16 protein-coding genes are annotated in these 19,066 nt (G+C 33.6%); 10 read left to right on the top strand and 6 right to left on the bottom strand.

The features are described from left to right. Positions 1-546: 546 nt before the first annotated feature. From gyrA to dnaA, 6 genes are all read right to left on the bottom strand, one after another. On the bottom strand, positions 547-3,054 hold the full coding sequence (gyrA, locus tag CN946_RS03735) for a DNA gyrase subunit A (protein WP_098859935.1): 2,508 nt from the start codon (positions 3,052-3,054) through the stop codon (positions 547-549). 69 nt (positions 3,055-3,123) lie between these two features. Then, on the bottom strand, positions 3,124-5,043 hold the full coding sequence (gene gyrB, locus CN946_RS03730; protein ID WP_098859957.1) for a DNA topoisomerase (ATP-hydrolyzing) subunit B: 1,920 nt from the start codon (positions 5,041-5,043) through the stop codon (positions 3,124-3,126). Positions 5,044-5,141: 98 nt separating this feature from the next. Continuing rightward, positions 5,142-6,263: a DNA replication/repair protein RecF gene (gene recF, locus CN946_RS03725; RefSeq protein ID WP_098859934.1), complete on the bottom strand. Its 1,122-nt coding sequence runs from the start codon at positions 6,261-6,263 to the stop codon at positions 5,142-5,144. A 17-nt stretch (positions 6,264-6,280) separates the two neighbouring features. Further along, positions 6,281-6,499, bottom strand: coding sequence for a S4 domain-containing protein YaaA (gene yaaA, locus CN946_RS03720; protein ID WP_098429557.1), 219 nt, complete (start codon positions 6,497-6,499; stop codon positions 6,281-6,283). 218 nt (positions 6,500-6,717) lie between these two features. Continuing rightward, complete coding sequence (gene dnaN / locus CN946_RS03715) at positions 6,718-7,863, bottom strand: DNA polymerase III subunit beta (protein ID WP_098859933.1); 1,146 nt, start codon at positions 7,861-7,863, stop codon at positions 6,718-6,720. A gap of 156 nt (positions 7,864-8,019) precedes the next feature. Beyond that, entirely contained in the window at positions 8,020-9,366 is a 1,347-nt protein-coding gene (gene dnaA / locus CN946_RS03710; RefSeq protein WP_098429559.1) for a chromosomal replication initiator protein DnaA, read from the bottom strand. 744 nt (positions 9,367-10,110) lie between these two features. Here dnaA and rpmH point away from each other — a divergent pair. The 10 genes from rpmH to CN946_RS03660 all read left to right on the top strand — a co-directional run bounded on the left by rpmH (position 10,111) and on the right by CN946_RS03660 (position 19,064). Then, complete coding sequence (gene rpmH / locus CN946_RS03705; protein ID WP_056467137.1) at positions 10,111-10,245, top strand: 50S ribosomal protein L34; 135 nt, start codon at positions 10,111-10,113, stop codon at positions 10,243-10,245. Between the two features lie 141 nt (positions 10,246-10,386). After that, the gene (rnpA, locus tag CN946_RS03700; RefSeq protein WP_069033638.1) at positions 10,387-10,767 is read left to right on the top strand and encodes a ribonuclease P protein component; all 381 of its coding nucleotides are present in this window, start codon (positions 10,387-10,389) and stop codon (positions 10,765-10,767) included. A 39-nt stretch (positions 10,768-10,806) separates the two neighbouring features. Beyond that, positions 10,807-11,592, top strand: coding sequence for a YidC family membrane integrase SpoIIIJ (spoIIIJ, locus tag CN946_RS03695; RefSeq protein WP_069033639.1), 786 nt, complete (start codon positions 10,807-10,809; stop codon positions 11,590-11,592). Next, on the top strand, positions 11,589-12,227 hold the full coding sequence (gene jag, locus CN946_RS03690) for an RNA-binding cell elongation regulator Jag/EloR (protein ID WP_098859932.1): 639 nt from the start codon (positions 11,589-11,591) through the stop codon (positions 12,225-12,227). The genes spoIIIJ and jag overlap by 4 nt, the downstream gene beginning before the upstream one ends. Positions 12,228-12,393: 166 nt before the next feature. Then, a complete protein-coding gene (mnmE, locus tag CN946_RS03685) occupies positions 12,394-13,770 on the top strand; it encodes a tRNA uridine-5-carboxymethylaminomethyl(34) synthesis GTPase MnmE (protein ID WP_098859931.1) in 1,377 nt (458 codons plus the stop codon). A gap of 20 nt (positions 13,771-13,790) precedes the next feature. Next, the gene (gene mnmG / locus CN946_RS03680; protein ID WP_098859930.1) at positions 13,791-15,677 is read left to right on the top strand and encodes a tRNA uridine-5-carboxymethylaminomethyl(34) synthesis enzyme MnmG; all 1,887 of its coding nucleotides are present in this window, start codon (positions 13,791-13,793) and stop codon (positions 15,675-15,677) included. 21 nt (positions 15,678-15,698) lie between these two features. Beyond that, entirely contained in the window at positions 15,699-16,418 is a 720-nt protein-coding gene (rsmG, locus tag CN946_RS03675; protein WP_098859929.1) for a 16S rRNA (guanine(527)-N(7))-methyltransferase RsmG, read from the top strand. 85 nt (positions 16,419-16,503) lie between these two features. Further along, on the top strand, positions 16,504-17,346 hold the full coding sequence (gene noc / locus CN946_RS03670) for a nucleoid occlusion protein (protein ID WP_098859928.1): 843 nt from the start codon (positions 16,504-16,506) through the stop codon (positions 17,344-17,346). 127 nt (positions 17,347-17,473) lie between these two features. After that, positions 17,474-18,235, top strand: coding sequence for a ParA family protein (locus CN946_RS03665; RefSeq protein ID WP_025568951.1), 762 nt, complete (start codon positions 17,474-17,476; stop codon positions 18,233-18,235). Next, positions 18,228-19,064, top strand: a complete 837-nt coding sequence (locus CN946_RS03660) for a ParB/RepB/Spo0J family partition protein (RefSeq protein WP_098859927.1) — start codon at positions 18,228-18,230, stop codon at positions 19,062-19,064. Before CN946_RS03665 ends, CN946_RS03660 begins: the two co-directional genes overlap by 8 nt. Positions 19,065-19,066: the final 2 nt, after the last annotated feature.

Raw genomic sequence — 19,066 nt, 5'->3', positions numbered from 1 at the left:
TGTTTAGTTTTCAAAGTTCATTTTGTCGTCCGTATCTCTTGGCGACTTCTATATAATAACAAATCTAACAACCTTGGTCAATAGTTTTTATAATATAATTTCAAAAAAAAAAAATAAAACATTACACTTCATTAAAATCCCCTTCAACTCAAGCATTTATCCTCCTATCTAAAGTAGTACATAATAGTGATATACTAATCAAAATCGTAATAATAAGACCATAATCTAATAGTAGAAAGTGTTTCCGGTGCTTACTCCATTAAACTGATTGCGTTGTAGTTAACTTAAAACATTAATACTGTACCATAAGTGAAAATATCAACCAATTTGAATAGAAATGATCTAATTAATGCTAATCTTCATTAAGGCGACGGATATTTTGAAATCTCTTTTTTGTTTTTTAAATTAGATGTACACTCAAGCACTCATTTTGTATATGAAAGTATCAATAATTGTTCCACCCGATTCTCTATGATTAACACAACGGTATACAATCAAAAAAAAAGAGAGAACATACTTGTTCCCTCCTTACTAGTCACTGCTATATTATTCTTCTGTTGTTTCAATCTCATCTTCGTTTTCAAGAGTCGTTAATTCAGCTTCGTTTTCAGCTTCTTCATCAATTTCCTCTTCTTCTTTCGCAGCAATTGCTACAGTCGCAACATGACCTTCTTGATCAAGTTTTATTAATTTAACACCTTGGGTAACTCGACCTAAACGTGAAATTTGCTCAATTGGCATACGGATCATTACACCAGACTCAGTAATTAACATTAAATCTTGTTCGTCACTTACACATTTTAATGAAATCATTTTACCGTTTTTATCTGTGACATTAAGCGTTTTTAAACCTTTACCACCACGGCTTTGAATTCGATATTCTTCCTGTGCAGTTCGCTTACCATAACCTAGTTCAGTAACAACAAGAATATCTAAGTGTTCTTCAACAACTTCCATTCCAACAACATAATCATCATCAGAAAGTGTAATTGCTTTAACACCCGTTGCCGTTCTTCCCATTGATCTAACATCATCTTCATTAAAACGAATCATCATACCTTTTGAAGTACCGACCACAATATCTTTTGTTCCGTCAGTTAGACGTACTGATATTACATCATCATCTTCTTTTAAATTAATTGCAATTAATCCGTTTGTACGAATGTTTGCAAAGGCAGATAAAGGTACACGTTTTGCTATCCCTTGTTTTGTTGTAAAGAATAGATACCAATTTTCTAAAAACTCACTTACTGGAATAATAGCATTAATATTTTCATCTCGATCGATTTCTAGTAAGTTTACGATAGGTAATCCTTTAGCTGTACGACTATACTCTGGAATCTCATAACCTTTTGAACGGTATACTTTTCCCTTATTCGTAAAGAATAAAATTGTATCATGTGTTGAAGGTGTTAGTAAGTGTTCTAAGAAGTCATCATTATTAGTACCCATCCCTTGAATACCACGTCCACCTCTACGTTGAGATCGATAAGTAGAAACTGGAAGACGTTTAATATATCCATTATGAGTTAAACTTACAATAATATTCTCCACTGGTATTAAGTCTTCATCTTCAATGATTTCAAGTCCACCAGGAACAATTGCTGTTCTTCGTTTATCATTATACTGCTCTTTAAGCTGAGTTAATTCTTCTCGAATAATTTCAAGAACTCTTTCCTCATCAGCAAGAATCGCTCTTAATTCTGCAATTAACTTGATTAGCTCTTGATATTCTTCTTCAATTTTTTCGCGCTCTAATCCAGTTAAACGTTGTAACCTCATATCTAAAATTGCTTGAGCTTGCTTTTCAGATAAGTTAAAGGTTTCCATTAAGCCATTTTTAGCGATTTCTCCTGTTTGAGAAGCTCTAATTAAGCTAATTACCTCATCTAAGTGATCTAAAGCAACCTTCAAACCTTCTAAAATATGTGCACGCGCTTCTGCTTTTTCTAACTCAAACTTTGTTCTACGTTTAATAACAACAATTTGATGGTCTAAATAGTGTTTTAAACAGCTCTTTAGAGATAAAACCTTTGGTTCACCATTTACAAGTGCTAATAAATTAATACCAAAACTTGTTTGAAGAGCAGTTTGTTTATATAGATTATTTAAAAGTACATTTGCGTTCGCGTCTCTTCTAACTTCAATGACAACACGCATACCATTTCGATCAGATTCATCGCGTAAATCAGTAATACCTTCTATTTTCTTATCTCGAACTAGTTCAGCAATTCGTTCAACAAGCTTTGCTTTATTTACTTGATAAGGTAACTCTGTGACAATAATTGTTTGTCTACCATTTGCTTTTTCTTCAATTTCAACTTTTGCCCTAATAATAATAGAGCCTTTACCAGTTTCATATGCCTTACGGATACCACTTTTACCTAAAATCATACCTGATGTAGGAAAATCTGGTCCTTGAATATATTCCATTAATTCTTGTGTAGTGATTTCTGGTTCTTTACTTAACGCAAGAACACCATCAATTATTTCACCTAATTGGTGCGGAGGAATATTCGTTGCCATACCAACCGCTATACCCGTTGCTCCGTTTACTAACAAGTTAGGGAATCGTGCAGGAAGAACGATTGGCTCTCTTTCTGAACCATCGTAGTTATCTTGAAAATCAATCGTGTTTTTATTAATATCACGAATCAATTCCATCGAAATTTTAGACATTCTAGCCTCTGTATAACGCATCGCCGCCGCCGCGTCTCCATCAACTGATCCAAAATTCCCATGGCCATCTACTAACATATATCTGAAGTTAAAGTCCTGAGCCATACGTACCATTGTTTCATATACAGCAGAGTCACCATGCGGGTGATACTTACCAATTACTTCACCAACGATACGCGCTGACTTTTTATAAGCTTTATCAGCTGTCATACCTAAATCATTCATTGCATATAAAATTCTTCTATGTACAGGCTTAAGGCCGTCTCGTACATCTGGTAACGCTCGAGAAACAATTACACTCATTGCATAATCTAGGAAGGAATTACGCATTTCATGACTAATATTTATTTCTTTAATTTGTTGATTTTCACTCAACATCGGCACCTCCCTTTAGTTTCCGTATCTACCTGAGAAAAGGAGCATAAAGCTCCTTACAAATACTTGTTAAATATCTAAATTCTTTACATACTTAGCGTTATCTTGAATAAAGTTACGTCTTGGCTCTACTTTTTCACCCATTAATGTTTCAAACGTTTCATCCGCTTCAATAGCATCTTGAAGGTTAACTTGTAGTAACGTTCTTGTTTCTGGATTCATTGTAGTTTCCCATAACTGTTCAGGGTTCATTTCACCTAGACCTTTATATCGTTGGATAACAGGTTTTGGCACTGCATTTAAAGTCGACATAATCTCATCCATTTGTCGATCATTATAAGCATATTGTATTTTTTTCCCTTGCTGGATCTTATATAAAGGTGGTTGAGCAATATAAATATAACCACTTTCAATGATTTGACGCATATAACGATATAAGAACGTCAACAATAAAGTACGGATGTGGGCACCATCTACATCAGCATCCGTCATCAATATGATTTTATGATATCGTGCTTTCTCGATATCGAAATCATCACCGATTCCGGTACCAAAAGCAGTAATCATTGAACGAACCTCGTTATTTGATAAAATTTTATCAAGTCGAGCCTTTTCAACATTAATAATTTTTCCACGTAAAGGGAGAATTGCTTGGAAGTGACGGTCTCGTCCTTGTTTAGCACTTCCACCCGCTGAATCACCCTCAACGATATAAATTTCGCTAATAGAAGAATCTTTTGAAGAACAATCAGCTAATTTCCCAGGTAAACTTGATACTTCTAAAGCACTTTTTCTTCTTGTTAATTCACGAGCCTTTTTAGCAGCAACACGAGCCCTAGCCGCCATTAAACCTTTTTCAACTATTTTTTTAGCCTCTGTTGGATTCTCTAATAAAAACTTTTCAAGCTTTTCTCCAAAAACTTGCTCTGTAATCGTACGAACTTCACTATTACCTAATTTAGTTTTTGTTTGTCCCTCAAACTGTGGATCTGGATGTTTAATAGAAACGATCGCCGTTAATCCTTCACGTACATCCTCACCAGATAAGTTGCTATCTTGATCCTTAATTAAACCATTCTTACGACCATAATCATTAATAACACGAGTTAAAGCTGTTTTAAACCCAACCTCGTGCGTACCGCCTTCGTGTGTATTAATATTATTCGTGAATGAGTAAATATTACTTGTATAGCTTTCGTTATATTGAAGTGCAATTTCTACACTAATTCCATCTTTTTCACCAATAACAAAAATTGGTTCGTCATGTATTACTTCTTTAGAACGATTTAAATGTTCAACGTATGATTTAATTCCACCTTCGTAATGGAATTCTTTCATTTGTTTGTTTTCTCTACGGTCTTCGATTGTTAAGCGAATACCTCTATTAAGGAACGCTAATTCTCTTAAACGGTTTGCTAATATATCAAATTCATAAACTGTCGTTTCAGTGAAAATTTCAGTATCAGGTTTAAAATGAGTAATCGTACCGGTAACGTCTGTTTCACCAACGATACTCATATCTGCAACAGGTATACCTTTAGCAAACTGTTGATAATAAATAGTACCTTCACGATGTACATGAACTTCTAGCAAAGTAGATAACGCATTTACTACTGAAGCACCTACACCATGTAATCCACCAGATACTTTATAACCTCCGCCGCCAAATTTACCACCAGCGTGAAGTACTGTCATAATTACTTCTAAAGCAGGTCTACCCATTTTTTCATGGATACCTACCGGAATTCCACGGCCATTATCCTTAACTGTAATACTATTATCTTCTTCGATTATTACATTAATCTCATCACAGTATCCAGCCAATGCCTCATCTATACTGTTATCAACGATTTCCCATACTAAGTGATGTAATCCTTTTCCGCTCGTAGAACCGATATACATACCCGGTCTTTTACGTACGGCTTCTAAACCTTCAAGAACTTGTATCTGATTTTCATCATAATTATGTTCTTGCATTTTTTGATCCATTGTCATGAACACTCACCTACTTTTTTTATTTTACATAAAAGAATTAGTAAATTTCAGCTATGCTTATTAGGCGGCGTAGTAGAAATTTCATAAATTATTTATCGAGAAGTACTTATAATTGTTCCATGTGAAACATTTATAATATTAGCTTGTTTTATCGTTTCGTGCTGAATTCCGTCGACACTTGTTGTTGTGACAAAAGTCTGTACCTTATTTTGAATTGCATTTAATAAGTGTGTTTGACGATAGTCGTCTAGCTCTGAAAGAACATCATCTAATAAAAGTATAGGATATTCTCCAACTTCCTCTTTAATCAGTTCAATTTCTGCTAGTTTTAATGAAAGAGCTGTTGTCCGCTGCTGTCCTTGCGATCCAAAAGTTTGAACGTTTTTATCATTTACCATAAAAACCAAATCATCTCTATGCGGACCAAGCAATGTAGTACCTCTTGATACTTCACGTTCTTTTTCAGCTTCAAATAGTTTTATGTACTCATCTTCCATTTTCGTCAAATCTGTTAAATCTGATACATTAATGCTTGGTTTATATATAATTTCTAGTTTTTCGGTCTCTCTAGAAATTTGACTATGAATAGGCGATGCCCAATCCTGTAGTAATTTGATGAACGAAATTCGTTTTTCGATTATTTTTACGGCATGTTTTACAAGCTGAGATGTTAGGACTTCAAGCATTAAATAGTTCCGTTCTCGGCTAGTTTGTAATGTTTTTAGTAGTGAATTTCGCTGTTGGAGGATTCTTTGGTATTGACTCAGTTCATGTAGGTAAACAGGCGAAACTTGTCCTAGTTCCATATCTAGGAATTTACGACGCACTTGCGGACTACCTTTTACTAAATGTAAATCTTCCGGTGCAAACATAACGACATTCATCACGCCTATATATTGACTTAACTTCATCTGTTCAAGATGGTTCAGCTTTGCTTTCTTACCTTTCTTTGAGAGGATTAGCTGTAGTGTTACTTGCTGATTTTTTTTCTGTAACGTACCCTTTATTGTACCATATTCTTCATCCCAACGTATCATTTCTTTGTCATTGCTTGTTCGATGGGACTTTGTTAAAGCTAGCACATAAATGGATTCCATTAAATTTGTTTTACCTTGAGCATTCTCACCAATAATGACATTAACATTATTTTGAAAATTTAATTCAAGTTTTTCATAATTACGAAATTGTTTTAGTTGTAAATCTTTAATATACAATGGGATTCCCCCAAAACTTATGAAGTTATAATATACGAACCTTTTCCAGTTATAGAAATTGTATCATTTAATACTAATTTTTTTCCTCTTCTGTTCTCAGGTTCATTGTTCACAAAGATTTCATGCTCCGATAGAAACCATTTAGCCATTCCGCCTGTATCAATTACACCCGCAAGCTTTAAAAATTGACCTAATGTAATATAATCTGTATTTATTTTAACTTTTTCTGTTTTCATTTTTTATCACCCTCATTTATCCATTCCTTAATTGTACTAAACTTCTGTAAGAAAAAAAACACTTAACCCTTATTTTGTCTATTAACTACAAAAAGACTGACCTTAATGTACTTTGCACTCCCCAAACAAATTTGTAGAATAAATTCTTTATTCATTCTGCTCGTTGGAGATTGCTAGTACATTCTATTAGGTCAGCCCCTTTCGATAGAATTTACTAACTAGTATGTGCGAACTGGTAAAATTAATTGCAATGTTCTTGAATCATTTACAGTACGAATTAAAAATGGTCTCATAGCCCCTGTAAATTGAATATAAATTTCTGGGCTTTCAATTGCTTTTAATGCATCCATAACATACTTCGCACTAAAAGAGATTTTTAATTCTTCACCTTTAATATCCTCGCATACAATTTCGTCTACTACTTTACCGATTTCAGGAGAATAAGAAGAAACATTGATCACTGAGTTACCAACTGTTTCTAAGTGAACAACATTGTTTCTTCCTTCCCTTGCTAATAAAGAAGCACGATCAATAGCTTGTAAGAATTCTTTCGTCATTACAGTTAGTTCCGTTTTACTTTCACTTGGAATTAACTTTGATGTATCAGGATAATTACCTTCCAATAATCGAGTAAAGAACAATAGATGTTTAGTTTTAAATAAAGCTTGATGTTCTGTTAAGACGATTTCTACTTTTTCATCATTGTCATCTAGAATTTTACTTAATTCATTTAGACTTTTCCCAGGAATTACTACGCTAGCTTTAAATTCACTTGTTGTAGAATTTCCATCAATTTTAGCTTGTCTTAAAGCTAATCGATGGCTATCTGTCGCTATACATGTTAAATCACCATTTTCGATCTTCCAGTTTACACCGGTTAAAATTGGTCTAGTTTCTGAAGTCGATACTGCAAACACAGTTTGACGAATCATAAATTTTAATAAATCTGCAGAAATAGAAATTGTTTCATGTTCTTCAATTTGAGGAAGTAATGGATATTCCTCAGGGTCAAAACCATTTAAGTTAAATTCGGTTTTTCCCGCTCTTATTGTTGTTACATAATTATTATCAGATTCTAATTCGACAAAATCTGAAGGTAATTTTTTTACAATATCACTAAAATATCGAGCATTTAATACAATGCTTCCAGAGCGCTTTACATCAACTAGTTGTTGATCATCTAATACGGTTGGTAAATACGATTCTATTGATATATCTGAATCACTACCTGTGAAAGTTAGACCTTCATTTGTAACGACTAATTTAATTCCCGTTAAGATTGGAATAGTTGTTCTTGATGAAACAGCTCTCATAACTTCTTGTACAGCTTTAACAAGATGATCTTTTTGTACAGTAAATTTCATTGTTTGTACTCCTTATATAATTTATAAAATAATATAGTAATAGTAGTAGGGCCTGTGAATTTGTGGATAACTATATTTTAGTAAAGAAAAATAAGTCTATCAACATGTGGATAGACTGTGTAAAAAAGATAGAAAGTTATGCACAGGTAAATAACTCTACTGATTTAATTTTTCATTGATTTCTTTAATTTGAGATTGCAATTGTGAGTCAGTTTCAACTAATTTTGAAATTTTTTCATGAGCATGAATAACTGTTGTATGATCTCGGCCTCCAAACTCTTCTCCTATTTTAGGTAAAGAATGGTCTGTAAGCTCTCTTGAAAGATACATTGCAATCTGTCTTGGGAAGGCTACAGATTTTGTGCGTTTCTTTGCTTTAAAATCCTCTAATTTAATACTAAAAAATTCTCCAACTGTTCGTTGAATGTCATGTATTGATACTATTTTAGGCTTCGTCGCTGTAATTAAATTCTTTAAGGCTTCAGCGGCCACACTAGCGTTTATATCCTTGTTAATTAATGATGAATAAGCGACTACACGAATAAGAGCTCCTTCTAATTCACGTATATTCGTATCAATTTGATTTGCAATATATAACATTACCTCATTTGGAATATCTAACCCCTCAGCCTTAGCCTTTTTACGTAAAATAGCGATCCTTGTTTCTAAATCTGGTGGTGTGATATCCGTAATAAGGCCCCATTCAAATCGTGAGCGAAGTCGATCTTCTAATGTAGGAATTTCTTTAGGTGGTCGGTCACTCGAGATAATGATTTGTTTACTTTCTTCATGAAGTGTATTAAACGTATGGAAAAATTCTTCCTGTGTTTGTTCTTTTCCAGCTAAGAATTGAATATCATCTATAAGTAGCACGTCTACATTACGATACTTATTTCTAAATTCAATTGCTTTATTGTCACGAATTGAATTAATGAACTCATTTGTAAATTTTTCTGATGATAAATAAACGACTTTGGCATTTGGATTATGCTCAAGTACATAGTGTCCAATTGCGTGCATTAAGTGGGTTTTTCCTAACCCAACGCCACCATATATAAATAATGGGTTATAGGCTTTTGCAGGTGCCTCAGCAACCGCTAATGATGCTGCATGGGCAAAACGGTTACCTGAACCAATTACAAAAGTATCAAAAGTATATTTAGGGTTTAACATACTTTGATTGAACTCTACTGGTTCCTCAAATTTTACTTTGGCTTTAACTGCCGGTATATTCATCTCTATTTCTTCTACATGATTTTGAGGAAGGATAAATTTAATTTCTAATTCCGCTCCAGTTATTTCTAAAACTGTATCCATTATCAATGATGAATACTTTGACTCAAGCCAATCACGGGCGAATTCATTTGGGGCAATAATTGTTAAAGTATCATTCTTTAAAGAAAATGCCTTTGTTGATTTTAGCCATGTTTCAAAGCTTGGTTTACTAATTTTTTTTTCTATTTCTGCTAGAACCCTGGACCACAGATCCCCTATATTCTCCAAACAGTAATCCCTCCTTACAAAGCTTGTTCAACTTTTGTACAAGCACATAAATTAAGTATTTATTTTTATTCATGTCTTTGAATATGCGTTATTTTATAAAACTGCAAAAATCCACTTTGTTTGACAATATTCACCCGTGTGGATAACTTAAAAATGGTACAAGTGTAAAACCTGTCCACAAGTTATTAACATCTGTGGACAAATAAAAATAATAAACGACTTGTCCAAAGTGGAAAACAAATTAATAATATCAAAAATCTTTAGGTATTTCAATGAGCAGTTAATGTTATCCACATGCTAATCCACTTGTTTAAAAAAATTGTCCACAGAAAAAGAACTTGTGTAAAAGTTGTCAGTAACTGCTGTGGGTAAAAAATATGTAGAAAAATATTATCCACAGAGCACTTAACAATTTTAAGAAAAGGGGAATTCATAGTTTTTTGTAGATTTTTTTATTCACTTAAAAGTGCGTTTAAAAAATCTTTCGACACCATATTTTTGCTTGGATTAATCGTTTATAAATTTATTGGAGGGAAATGATAGGAGTAAATCGCAATTCTTTTATTAAATTGAGTGACTTTCTTTTATTTATTTCCGACTAAAACTCGCTGGATCAACCATTCTTCACAAATTGGAAATAATTATTCATCATGATTTAACATCTTACATTGACATTAATAGTAGTTATTCTTTATAATTTATAGGACTGTCTATTACAGTAATTCCTCAGGGAGGTGTCATATAATGAAAAGAACATTTCAACCAAACAAACGTAAACGCAGCAAAGTACATGGTTTCCGTAGCCGTATGAGCACTGCAAATGGACGTAAAGTTCTAGCAGCTCGTCGTCGTAAAGGAAGAAAAGTATTATCTGCGTAGGCCACTGTCAACAGTGGTCTTTTTCACTAATAAGAAGGCCTTTTTTGCTTTTATGTCACAATTTGTAAGTAAAAAAGGCCTCATTTTTTATAAAAAAATTGTTATGATAATTGAAGGAATCATTTGAGGTGTCAGTAGAACATGAACAAGAAAAACAGAATAAAAAAGAATGCAGATTTTAGTCGCGTTTTTCAAAAGGGATCGTCAACTGCAAATCGACAATTTGTAATCTATACATTAAAAAAAGAAGATCAAAAGCAATTTCGTATAGGATTATCTGTTAGTAAGAAGTTAGGTAATGCTGTAGAGAGAAATCATATTAAGCGGTATATAAGACAAGCTCTTACTGAATTAAGTGATGATCTTCGTGTGAATATGGATTATGTTGTGATCGCAAGAAAGCCCTGTACTGAACTACCTTTTAATGAATTTAAAAAAAGTTTAATTCATGTGTTGAAAAGGGCGGAAGCGCTTAAAATACGTGATTCAAAACATAAATTAGATAAAAATCAAATTAAGTAATTACATATTTAAATGTAACTTCTTAAAGGAGGAACTAGTTTGAAGACTAAGAAGTACCAATTGCTAGTTACAGTTCTTTTATTAGTAGTCGTGTTAGCTGGGTGTTCGCAAACAAACCAACCGATTACATCTGAAAGTACGGGGATTTGGAATGAGTATTTCGTTTATCCACTATCATGGTTAATCACAGCTGTATCTAAAATTTTTGGTGGAAGTTATGGAATGTCGATTATCGTCGTAACACTTTTAATCCGTTTAGCATTACTACCGTTAATGATTAAACAAATTAAAAGTACGAAAGCGATGCAATCAATCCAGCCTGAAATGGCCAAACTTAAGGAAAAATATTCTTCTAAGGATCAAAAAACTGTCCAAAAATTAAATGAAGAAACAATGAAGTTATACCAACAACATGGTGTAAACCCACTATCTGGTTGTTTACCAATTTTTATTCAAATGCCAATCTTAATTGCTTTCTATCATGCAATTATGAGAACAATGGAAATTAAAGCACATGACTTCTTATGGTTCCAATTAGGACATCCGGACCCAATTTATGCTTTACCAATCATCGCTGGTATTACAACTTTCATACAACAAAAAGTATCGATGAGTACTGGTTCAATGACAGGACCTGCTGCTCAACAAATGAAAATCATGCTTTATGTTATGCCGATCATGATTTTAATATTTGCTGTTAGACTTCCATCTGCTTTAGCTTTATATTGGGTAGTTGGTAATACATTTATGATTCTTCAAACATTATTTGTTAATAGAGGTAATACTACCGTTAAAAATAACAATGTAGGAGGGGCTAGTAAGTGAGAGAAGTAACTGCTACTGGTCAAACAATCGAACAAGCAGTTCAAATAGCACTTCAGCAACTTAGTTCAACAGAAGAAGACGTAGAAATTACAGTAATCGAAGACGGCAAAAAAGGATTTTTAGGATTTGGTGCTAAACCTGCTAAAGTATTAGTTGTTAAAAAGAAGACTTTAATCGAAAAAGCATACGACTACCTTTTAAATATTGTTAAAAGTCTTGATGAAACTGCAGATGTAAATTTCGAATTGCAAGGAACTAAAGAACAAACCTTCTTATTTACAGTAAAGGGTGATAAGGTTGCCCTTATAATTGGAAAAAGAGGTAATACTTTAAACGCTCTTCAATTCTTAGTTCAAACATTTGTGAATCGTCATTCAAAACAATTGATTCATGTTGTCGTTGACGCAGAGAATTATCGATTAAAACGTAAGGAATCGCTAGAAATTCTTGCAAAAAAGACTGCTCAAACGGTTTTAAAAACAAGAAAAGCGATCTCTTTAGAGCCAATGCCTTCTTTTGAAAGAAAAATTATACATCATATACTGACAGATATGCCGAATATCTCTACAAAGTCTGTAGGCCAAGATCCGCATCGTCAATTAGTTATAGATTTAAAGAAACCAATTAAGGGCTAAGCCTTAATTGGTTTTTTAATGTTCTTCATTCAAGTCATTTAAGTTTACTTGTACTTTCGTACGGTTATAATATAAAAACATTCAATTATAAAATTCTTTATGCTATGCTATAGATTTAGAAGTAACATGTTAACTTTTGTTTAACATGCTCCGAGGTGATTTTTTGATGGAATTCGATACAATTACAGCCATATCGACACCAAAAGGTGAAGGTGCAATTGCCATCGTTCGATTAAGTGGCGATGAAGCTGTTCAAATAGCGAATAAATTATTTAAAGAAAAAGATTTAAATATAGTAGATTCACACACAATTCATTATGGGCATTTAGTCGACCCAAGTTCCGGTAATACTGTTGAGGAAGTTATGGTATCGATCTTAAGAGCACCAAAAACGTTTACACGTGAAGATGTTGTCGAAATAAATTGTCATGGTGGAATATTTTCGGTTAACAAAGTACTTGAATTAGTACTATCGCAAGGGGCTAGATTAGCGGAGCCTGGTGAATTTACAAAAAGAGCATTTCTTAATGGACGAATCGACCTATCTCAGGCAGAAGCAGTAATGGATTTAATTCGTTCAAAGACTGACAGGGCAATGGCGATAGCAATGAATCAAGTAGAAGGTCGATTGTCTAAGTTAGTTAATAGCTTAAGACAAACATTACTTGAGATTTTAGCCCATATTGAAGTAAATATTGATTACCCTGAATATGATGATGTTGAAGAAATGACCAATATTGTTTTAATTGAAAAAGCAAAAATAGTTCGAGTTGAAATACAAAAACTGCTAGAAACATCAAAACAAGGTAAAATTTTACGTGAAGGACTATCTACTGTCATTATAGGTAGACCTAATGTTGGGAAATCGTCTCTTTTAAACACACTTGTCCAGGAAAGCAAAGCAATCGTTACTGATATTCCAGGTACAACGCGTGATGTTATTGAAGAATACGTAAATGTAAGAGGTGTGCCATTACGCCTAATAGATACAGCCGGTATTCGTGAAACTAAAGATGTTGTAGAAGCAATCGGTGTAGAAAGATCTAAAAAAGTAATGAATTTGGCTGACTTAGTTTTATTTGTTTTAAATAATAATGAGCAATTAAGTGAAGAAGACCGTAAATTATTTGCCGAAATGAGCGGTAAAGATGTAATTGTGATCATTAACAAAACAGATTTGTCACAAAAGCTCGACATGAATGAAGTAAAGGTATTAGTTGGTAATGCTACAATTGTTACAACTTCCTTAAAAGAAGAAAAAGGAATTGATGATTTAGAAAAAGCAATAGCCAACTTATACTTTGAAGGGCAAATTGAGTCACAAGATTTAACTTATTTATCTAATGCTAGACATATTGCGCTATTAAAGCAATCAGAACAGACGATCAATGAAGCAATTGAGGCCATGCAAAATGGTATGCCGATTGACTTAGTACAGATTGACTTAACAAGAGCATGGGAATTGTTAGGTGAAATCGTTGGAGATACAGTTCAGGAAAGTTTAATCAACCAGCTATTTTCCCAATTCTGTTTAGGAAAATAAAATGGTTAGGAGGAGAAAAGATGAGTTTTGAAGCAGGCAATTATGATGTAATCGTTATTGGAGCTGGTCATGCTGGATGTGAAGCCGGCTTGTCATCTGCTCGAATGGGTGCAAAAACACTAATGCTGACAATAAATCTCGATATGGTCGCATTTATGCCTTGTAACCCATCAGTAGGTGGTCCTGCCAAGGGGATTGTTGTACGTGAAATTGACGCACTTGGCGGTGAAATGGGTCGAAATATCGATAAAACACATATTCAAATGAGAATGTTAAATACAGGTAAAGGTCCGGCAGTACGCGCATTGCGTGCTCAAGCGGATAAATTTGCTTATCAACACGAATTAAAGAAAACCATTGAAAATACAGAGAATCTAACACTAAAGCAAGGATTAGTAGAAAGATTAATTGTAGAAGATGGACAATGCACAGGTGTAATTACACAAACAGGTGCAATTTATCGTTCAAAAACAGTTGTCATTACAACTGGTACTTTCTTACGCGGAGAAATTATTGTAGGAGAATTAAAATACTCAAGTGGTCCTAATAACCAACAACCAGCAATTAAGCTTTCTGAGCACTTAGAGGAATTAGGAATAGAACTTGTTCGCTTTAAAACAGGTACGCCTCCTCGTGTAAATAGTCATAGTATTGATTATTCAAAAACAGAAATACAACCTGGCGATGATGTACCTCGTGCATTTTCATTCGAAACAGAACCAGTTGAAACAGAACAAATTCCTTGTTGGTTAACTTATACAAGTGAAACTACACATCAAATCATCGACGATAACTTACATCGTTCGCCGATGTACTCTGGTATGATTAAAGGTACTGGACCACGTTATTGTCCTTCTATTGAGGATAAAGTTGTCCGATTTAACGATAAACCGAGACATCAAATTTTCTTAGAGCCAGAAGGAAGAAATACTCAAGAAGTTTATGTACAAGGATTATCAACTAGTTTACCTGAAGATGTACAGGAAAAGATGCTGCGTTCGATTGCAGGTCTTGAAAATGTTCAAATGATGAGAACTGGATATGCAATTGAATATGATGCGATTGTACCTACTCAATTAAGGCCAACATTGGAACTTAAGCAAATTAAGAATCTGTATACTGCTGGTCAAATTAACGGAACTTCGGGTTATGAAGAAGCAGCTGGTCAAGGTTTAATCGCAGGAATTAACGCCGCATGTCGCTCACTAGATAAAGAAGAATTAATTTTAGATCGTTCTGAAGCTTACATTGGTGTTTTAATAGATGACCTAGTAACTAAAGGGACAAATGAACCATACCGTCTTCTTACTTCTAGAGCAGAATATCGATTATTATTACGTCACGATAATGCCGATTTACGTTTAACTAAAATCGGTCAAAGACTTGGTTTAATAAATGATGAAAGATATGCAGAGTTTGAACAAAAGAAAATGTTAATTGAAGAAGAAATAGAGCGTTTAAAAGCAACACAATTAAGACCGACAAAAGAAGTACAGGAATTGATTGCAAAAAATGGTGGTAGCGAACTGAAAGATGGCATTCGTGCAGCAGATCTTTTACGTCGCCCTGAAATGCTTTATGAGCATATCCATCTTCTTGCTCCATCTGAAAAAGACTTACATTCAGATGTTAAAGAACAAGTTGAAATACAAATTAAGTATGAAGGTTATATTGAAAAGTCATTAAATCAAGTAGAACGTATGAAAAGAATGGATTTAAAGAAAATCCCTGGAAATATCGATTATCAAGCTATTCACGGCCTTGCTACTGAGGCAAGACAAAAGCTTGAGCAAGTGCGTCCTCTATCAGTAGGTCAAGCTTCTCGTATATCTGGTGTTAATCCAGCAGATATTTCAATTCTACTTGTTTATTTAGAACAAGGAAAAATTGCAAGAATATCGAACTAATAATAGATAGGGGTATTACTAGTGAATAAAGAACAATTTATCGCTGCTCTTAAAGAAAAAGGAATCCATTTGTCTGATTTTCAATTAAAACAATTTGATATATATTTCCACACATTAGTTGAGTGGAATAATAAAATGAACTTAACTGCTATTACAGAAGAAGACGAAGTATATTTAAAGCATTTTTATGATTCAATTAGCGCTGCCTTTTATTTCGATTTCGCTAATGAAATTACTTTATGTGATATTGGTGCAGGAGCGGGCTTCCCCTCTATCCCAATTAAAATATGTTTCCCTTCTATCAATTTAACGATCGTAGACTCCCTTCAAAAGAGGATTACATTTCTAAACCATTTAGCGAAGGAATTACAATTAGAGAATGTATCATTTATTCATGATCGAGCAGAAACTTTTGCTAAAAGAACTGGTATGAGAGAATCTTTCGATGTTGTAACTGCTAGAGCAGTTGCTAGAATGTCTGTATTAACTGAATTATGCTTACCATTTGTTAAACAAAATGGCCACTTTGTTGCACTTAAAGGTGCTGCTGGTCAAGAAGAGTTGGATAAAGCAAATTATGCTATAAAAACACTTGGTGGAGAAGTTAAATCAATTAATCACTTCACTCTCCCAGGCGAAGACAGTGATCGAAATATTGTTATAGTAGAAAAGAAACGCAAAACGCCAACTAAGTACCCTCGCAAACCGGGTACCCCTGGTAAAGAACCATTAGAGGTTTAATATGATAAACTAACAAATGTTTCACGTGAAACATTTGTTATGTTTATTCTATTGTGAACGAAATTCTAAAAGGGTGGGAATCACATTGAAAAGCACATTATCTAGGTTATTTGGCTTATCTGAAAAAGAAATTAATGAAGATTCGGTTTCGAGTAATGAAGTTATTCGCCAAATTCCAGTAAAGGACATTGTACCGAATCAGTATCAGCCTAGAACATTCTTTGATGATGAAAAAATTAAAGAACTAGCGCTAACGATTCGAACTCATGGTATTATTCAACCAATTGTTGTTAGGGAAATTAGACCAAACTTTTATGAAATAATTGCCGGGGAAAGAAGATTCAGAGCTGTTTCATCTTTAGGTTGGGATACAATTCCTGCAATTGTGAAAACGTTTAACGATACAGAGACTGCCTCCGTCGCTCTGATTGAAAATTTACAACGTGAAGAATTATCTCCTTTTGAAGAAGCCGTAGCATACCAAAAACTAATTGATTTACATAACTTAACTCAAGAGGCTCTAGCTCAGCGATTAGGTAAAGGTCAATCGACTGTTGCAAATAAATTGAGATTGTTGAAACTTCCTGGGGAAATACAACAAGCATTATTGGACAAGTCGATTACAGAACGTCATGCACGAGCACTTATTCCATTAAAGCTACCTCAACTACAAATTACTCTTCTTCATGAAATAATTGAAAAGCAATTAAATGTTAAACAAACAGAAGAACGAGTAGTTACATTACTTACTGAGAAAAAACCGAAGGCTAAACGTAAATTTAAGGCCATTAGTAAAGACATTAGAATTGCGATGAATACGATCCGTGAATCTTTACAAATGGTTACTAAAACAGGCATGAATATTGATAGTCAAGAAGAAGAACATGATGACTATTACCAAATAACAATTAAAATACCAAAAAAATAAACATTAAATTCACCTCTTTTCAGTGGTGAATTTTTTTGTTCATTTTTAAATCTAGACACAACGATGAATCTATTCATGGTAAAATAGAAAATAAGAATTGTTTGTTGTGGAAGGAGTAGATTACATAGTGGTTAAAGTAATCTCTATAGCTAATCAAAAAGGTGGTGTTGGTAAGACTACAACATCAGTAAATTTAAGTGCTTGTTTAGCTCACTTAGGAAAAAAAGTATTACTAGTCGATATAGATCCTCAAGGTAATGCAACTAGTGGTATTGGAATTGAAAAAGCTGATGTAAATCAGTGTGTTTACAATGTATTAGTTGATGATGTTGAGGCGAAAAATGTCATTTTAAACACTGCTATTCCAAATTTTGATATTATTCCAGCAACAATTCAACTTGCTGGAGCAGAAATTGAATTAGTACCTACTATTTCTAGAGAAGTACGATTAAAACGTGCTTTAGATACAGTAAAAGGTAACTATGATTATATTTTAATAGATTGTCCTCCATCACTAGGGTTATTAACATTAAACTCACTAACTGCATCTGATTCGATTATTATTCCAGTTCAGTGTGAGTATTACGCACTTGAAGGTTTAAGTCAGCTATTAAGTACTGTACGTTTAGTACAAAAACATTTAAATAAAAATTTAGCAATTGAAGGCGTATTGTTAACAATGCTAGATGCTCGTACAAATTTAGGGCTCCAAGTTATAGAAGAAGTAAAAAAATATTTTCAAGATCGCGTCTATAAATCAATTATTCCAAGAAATGTACGCTTAAGTGAAGCACCAAGTCATGGTAAACCGATCATTACATATGATCCAAAGTCAAGAGGTGCAGAAGTATATCTCGATCTAGCAAAGGAAGTGATTGATAATGGCTAAAGGTTTAGGTAAAGGTATTGGAGCATTTTTTCAAGATATAAATCAGCAAGAAGAGTTAGTTCAGGAAATTGATCTTAAAGAACTTAGACCTAACCCATACCAACCTCGTAAAGTATTTGATGAGACTGCAATGTTAGAATTAACTCAGTCAGTGATTGAACATGGAATTCTTCAACCAATCATTGCTAGGAAAAGCATAAAAGGTTTCCAAATCGTTGCTGGAGAAAGACGCTATCGTGCTGCAAAAAATGCAGGTTTAAATACAGTTCCAGTTATTGTAAGAGACCTTACTGAAGAGCAAATGATGGAGTTGGCTGTATTAGAAAATTTACAGCGAGATGATTTAAATCCTCTTGAAGAAGCAGAAGCATATCAAACTTTAATTGAACAATTACACTTAACACAAGAACAACTGGCAAAGAAACTTGGAAAAAGTCGTCCACATATTGCTAACTATTTAAGAATCTTAACTTTACCTAATTCTGTTCAAAAAAAGGTCGAAGAAGGCACGCTCTCAATGGGACACGGAAGAGCACTTTTAGGACTAAAACGAAAAGGGTTAATTGAGGCTACCGCACTAAAAGTAATTGAAAAAAACCTAAGTGTTCGTGAGGTTGAAACGTTAGTCAATGATCTAAATGAAAATGTTTCACGTGAAACATCAAAGAAAACTCCAACTAAAAACATATTTTTTAGTGAGTATGAGGATCTTTTACAAGAAAAGTTCGGAACATCAGTTAAAATTAAATCGGCTAAAGATAAAGGGAAAATAGAAATCCAATTCTTTAACAAAGAGGACTTGGAGAGAATTCTTTCAATTATAAAATGAGT

This window comes from Bacillus sp. AFS053548 (genome assembly GCF_002575105.1).
In the GTDB taxonomy this organism is placed as follows: Bacteria; Bacillota; Bacilli; order Bacillales; family Bacillaceae_G; genus Gottfriedia.
Note: the sequence above shows the minus strand (reverse complement) of the source record. Positions and strands in the feature narration are given on the sequence as shown.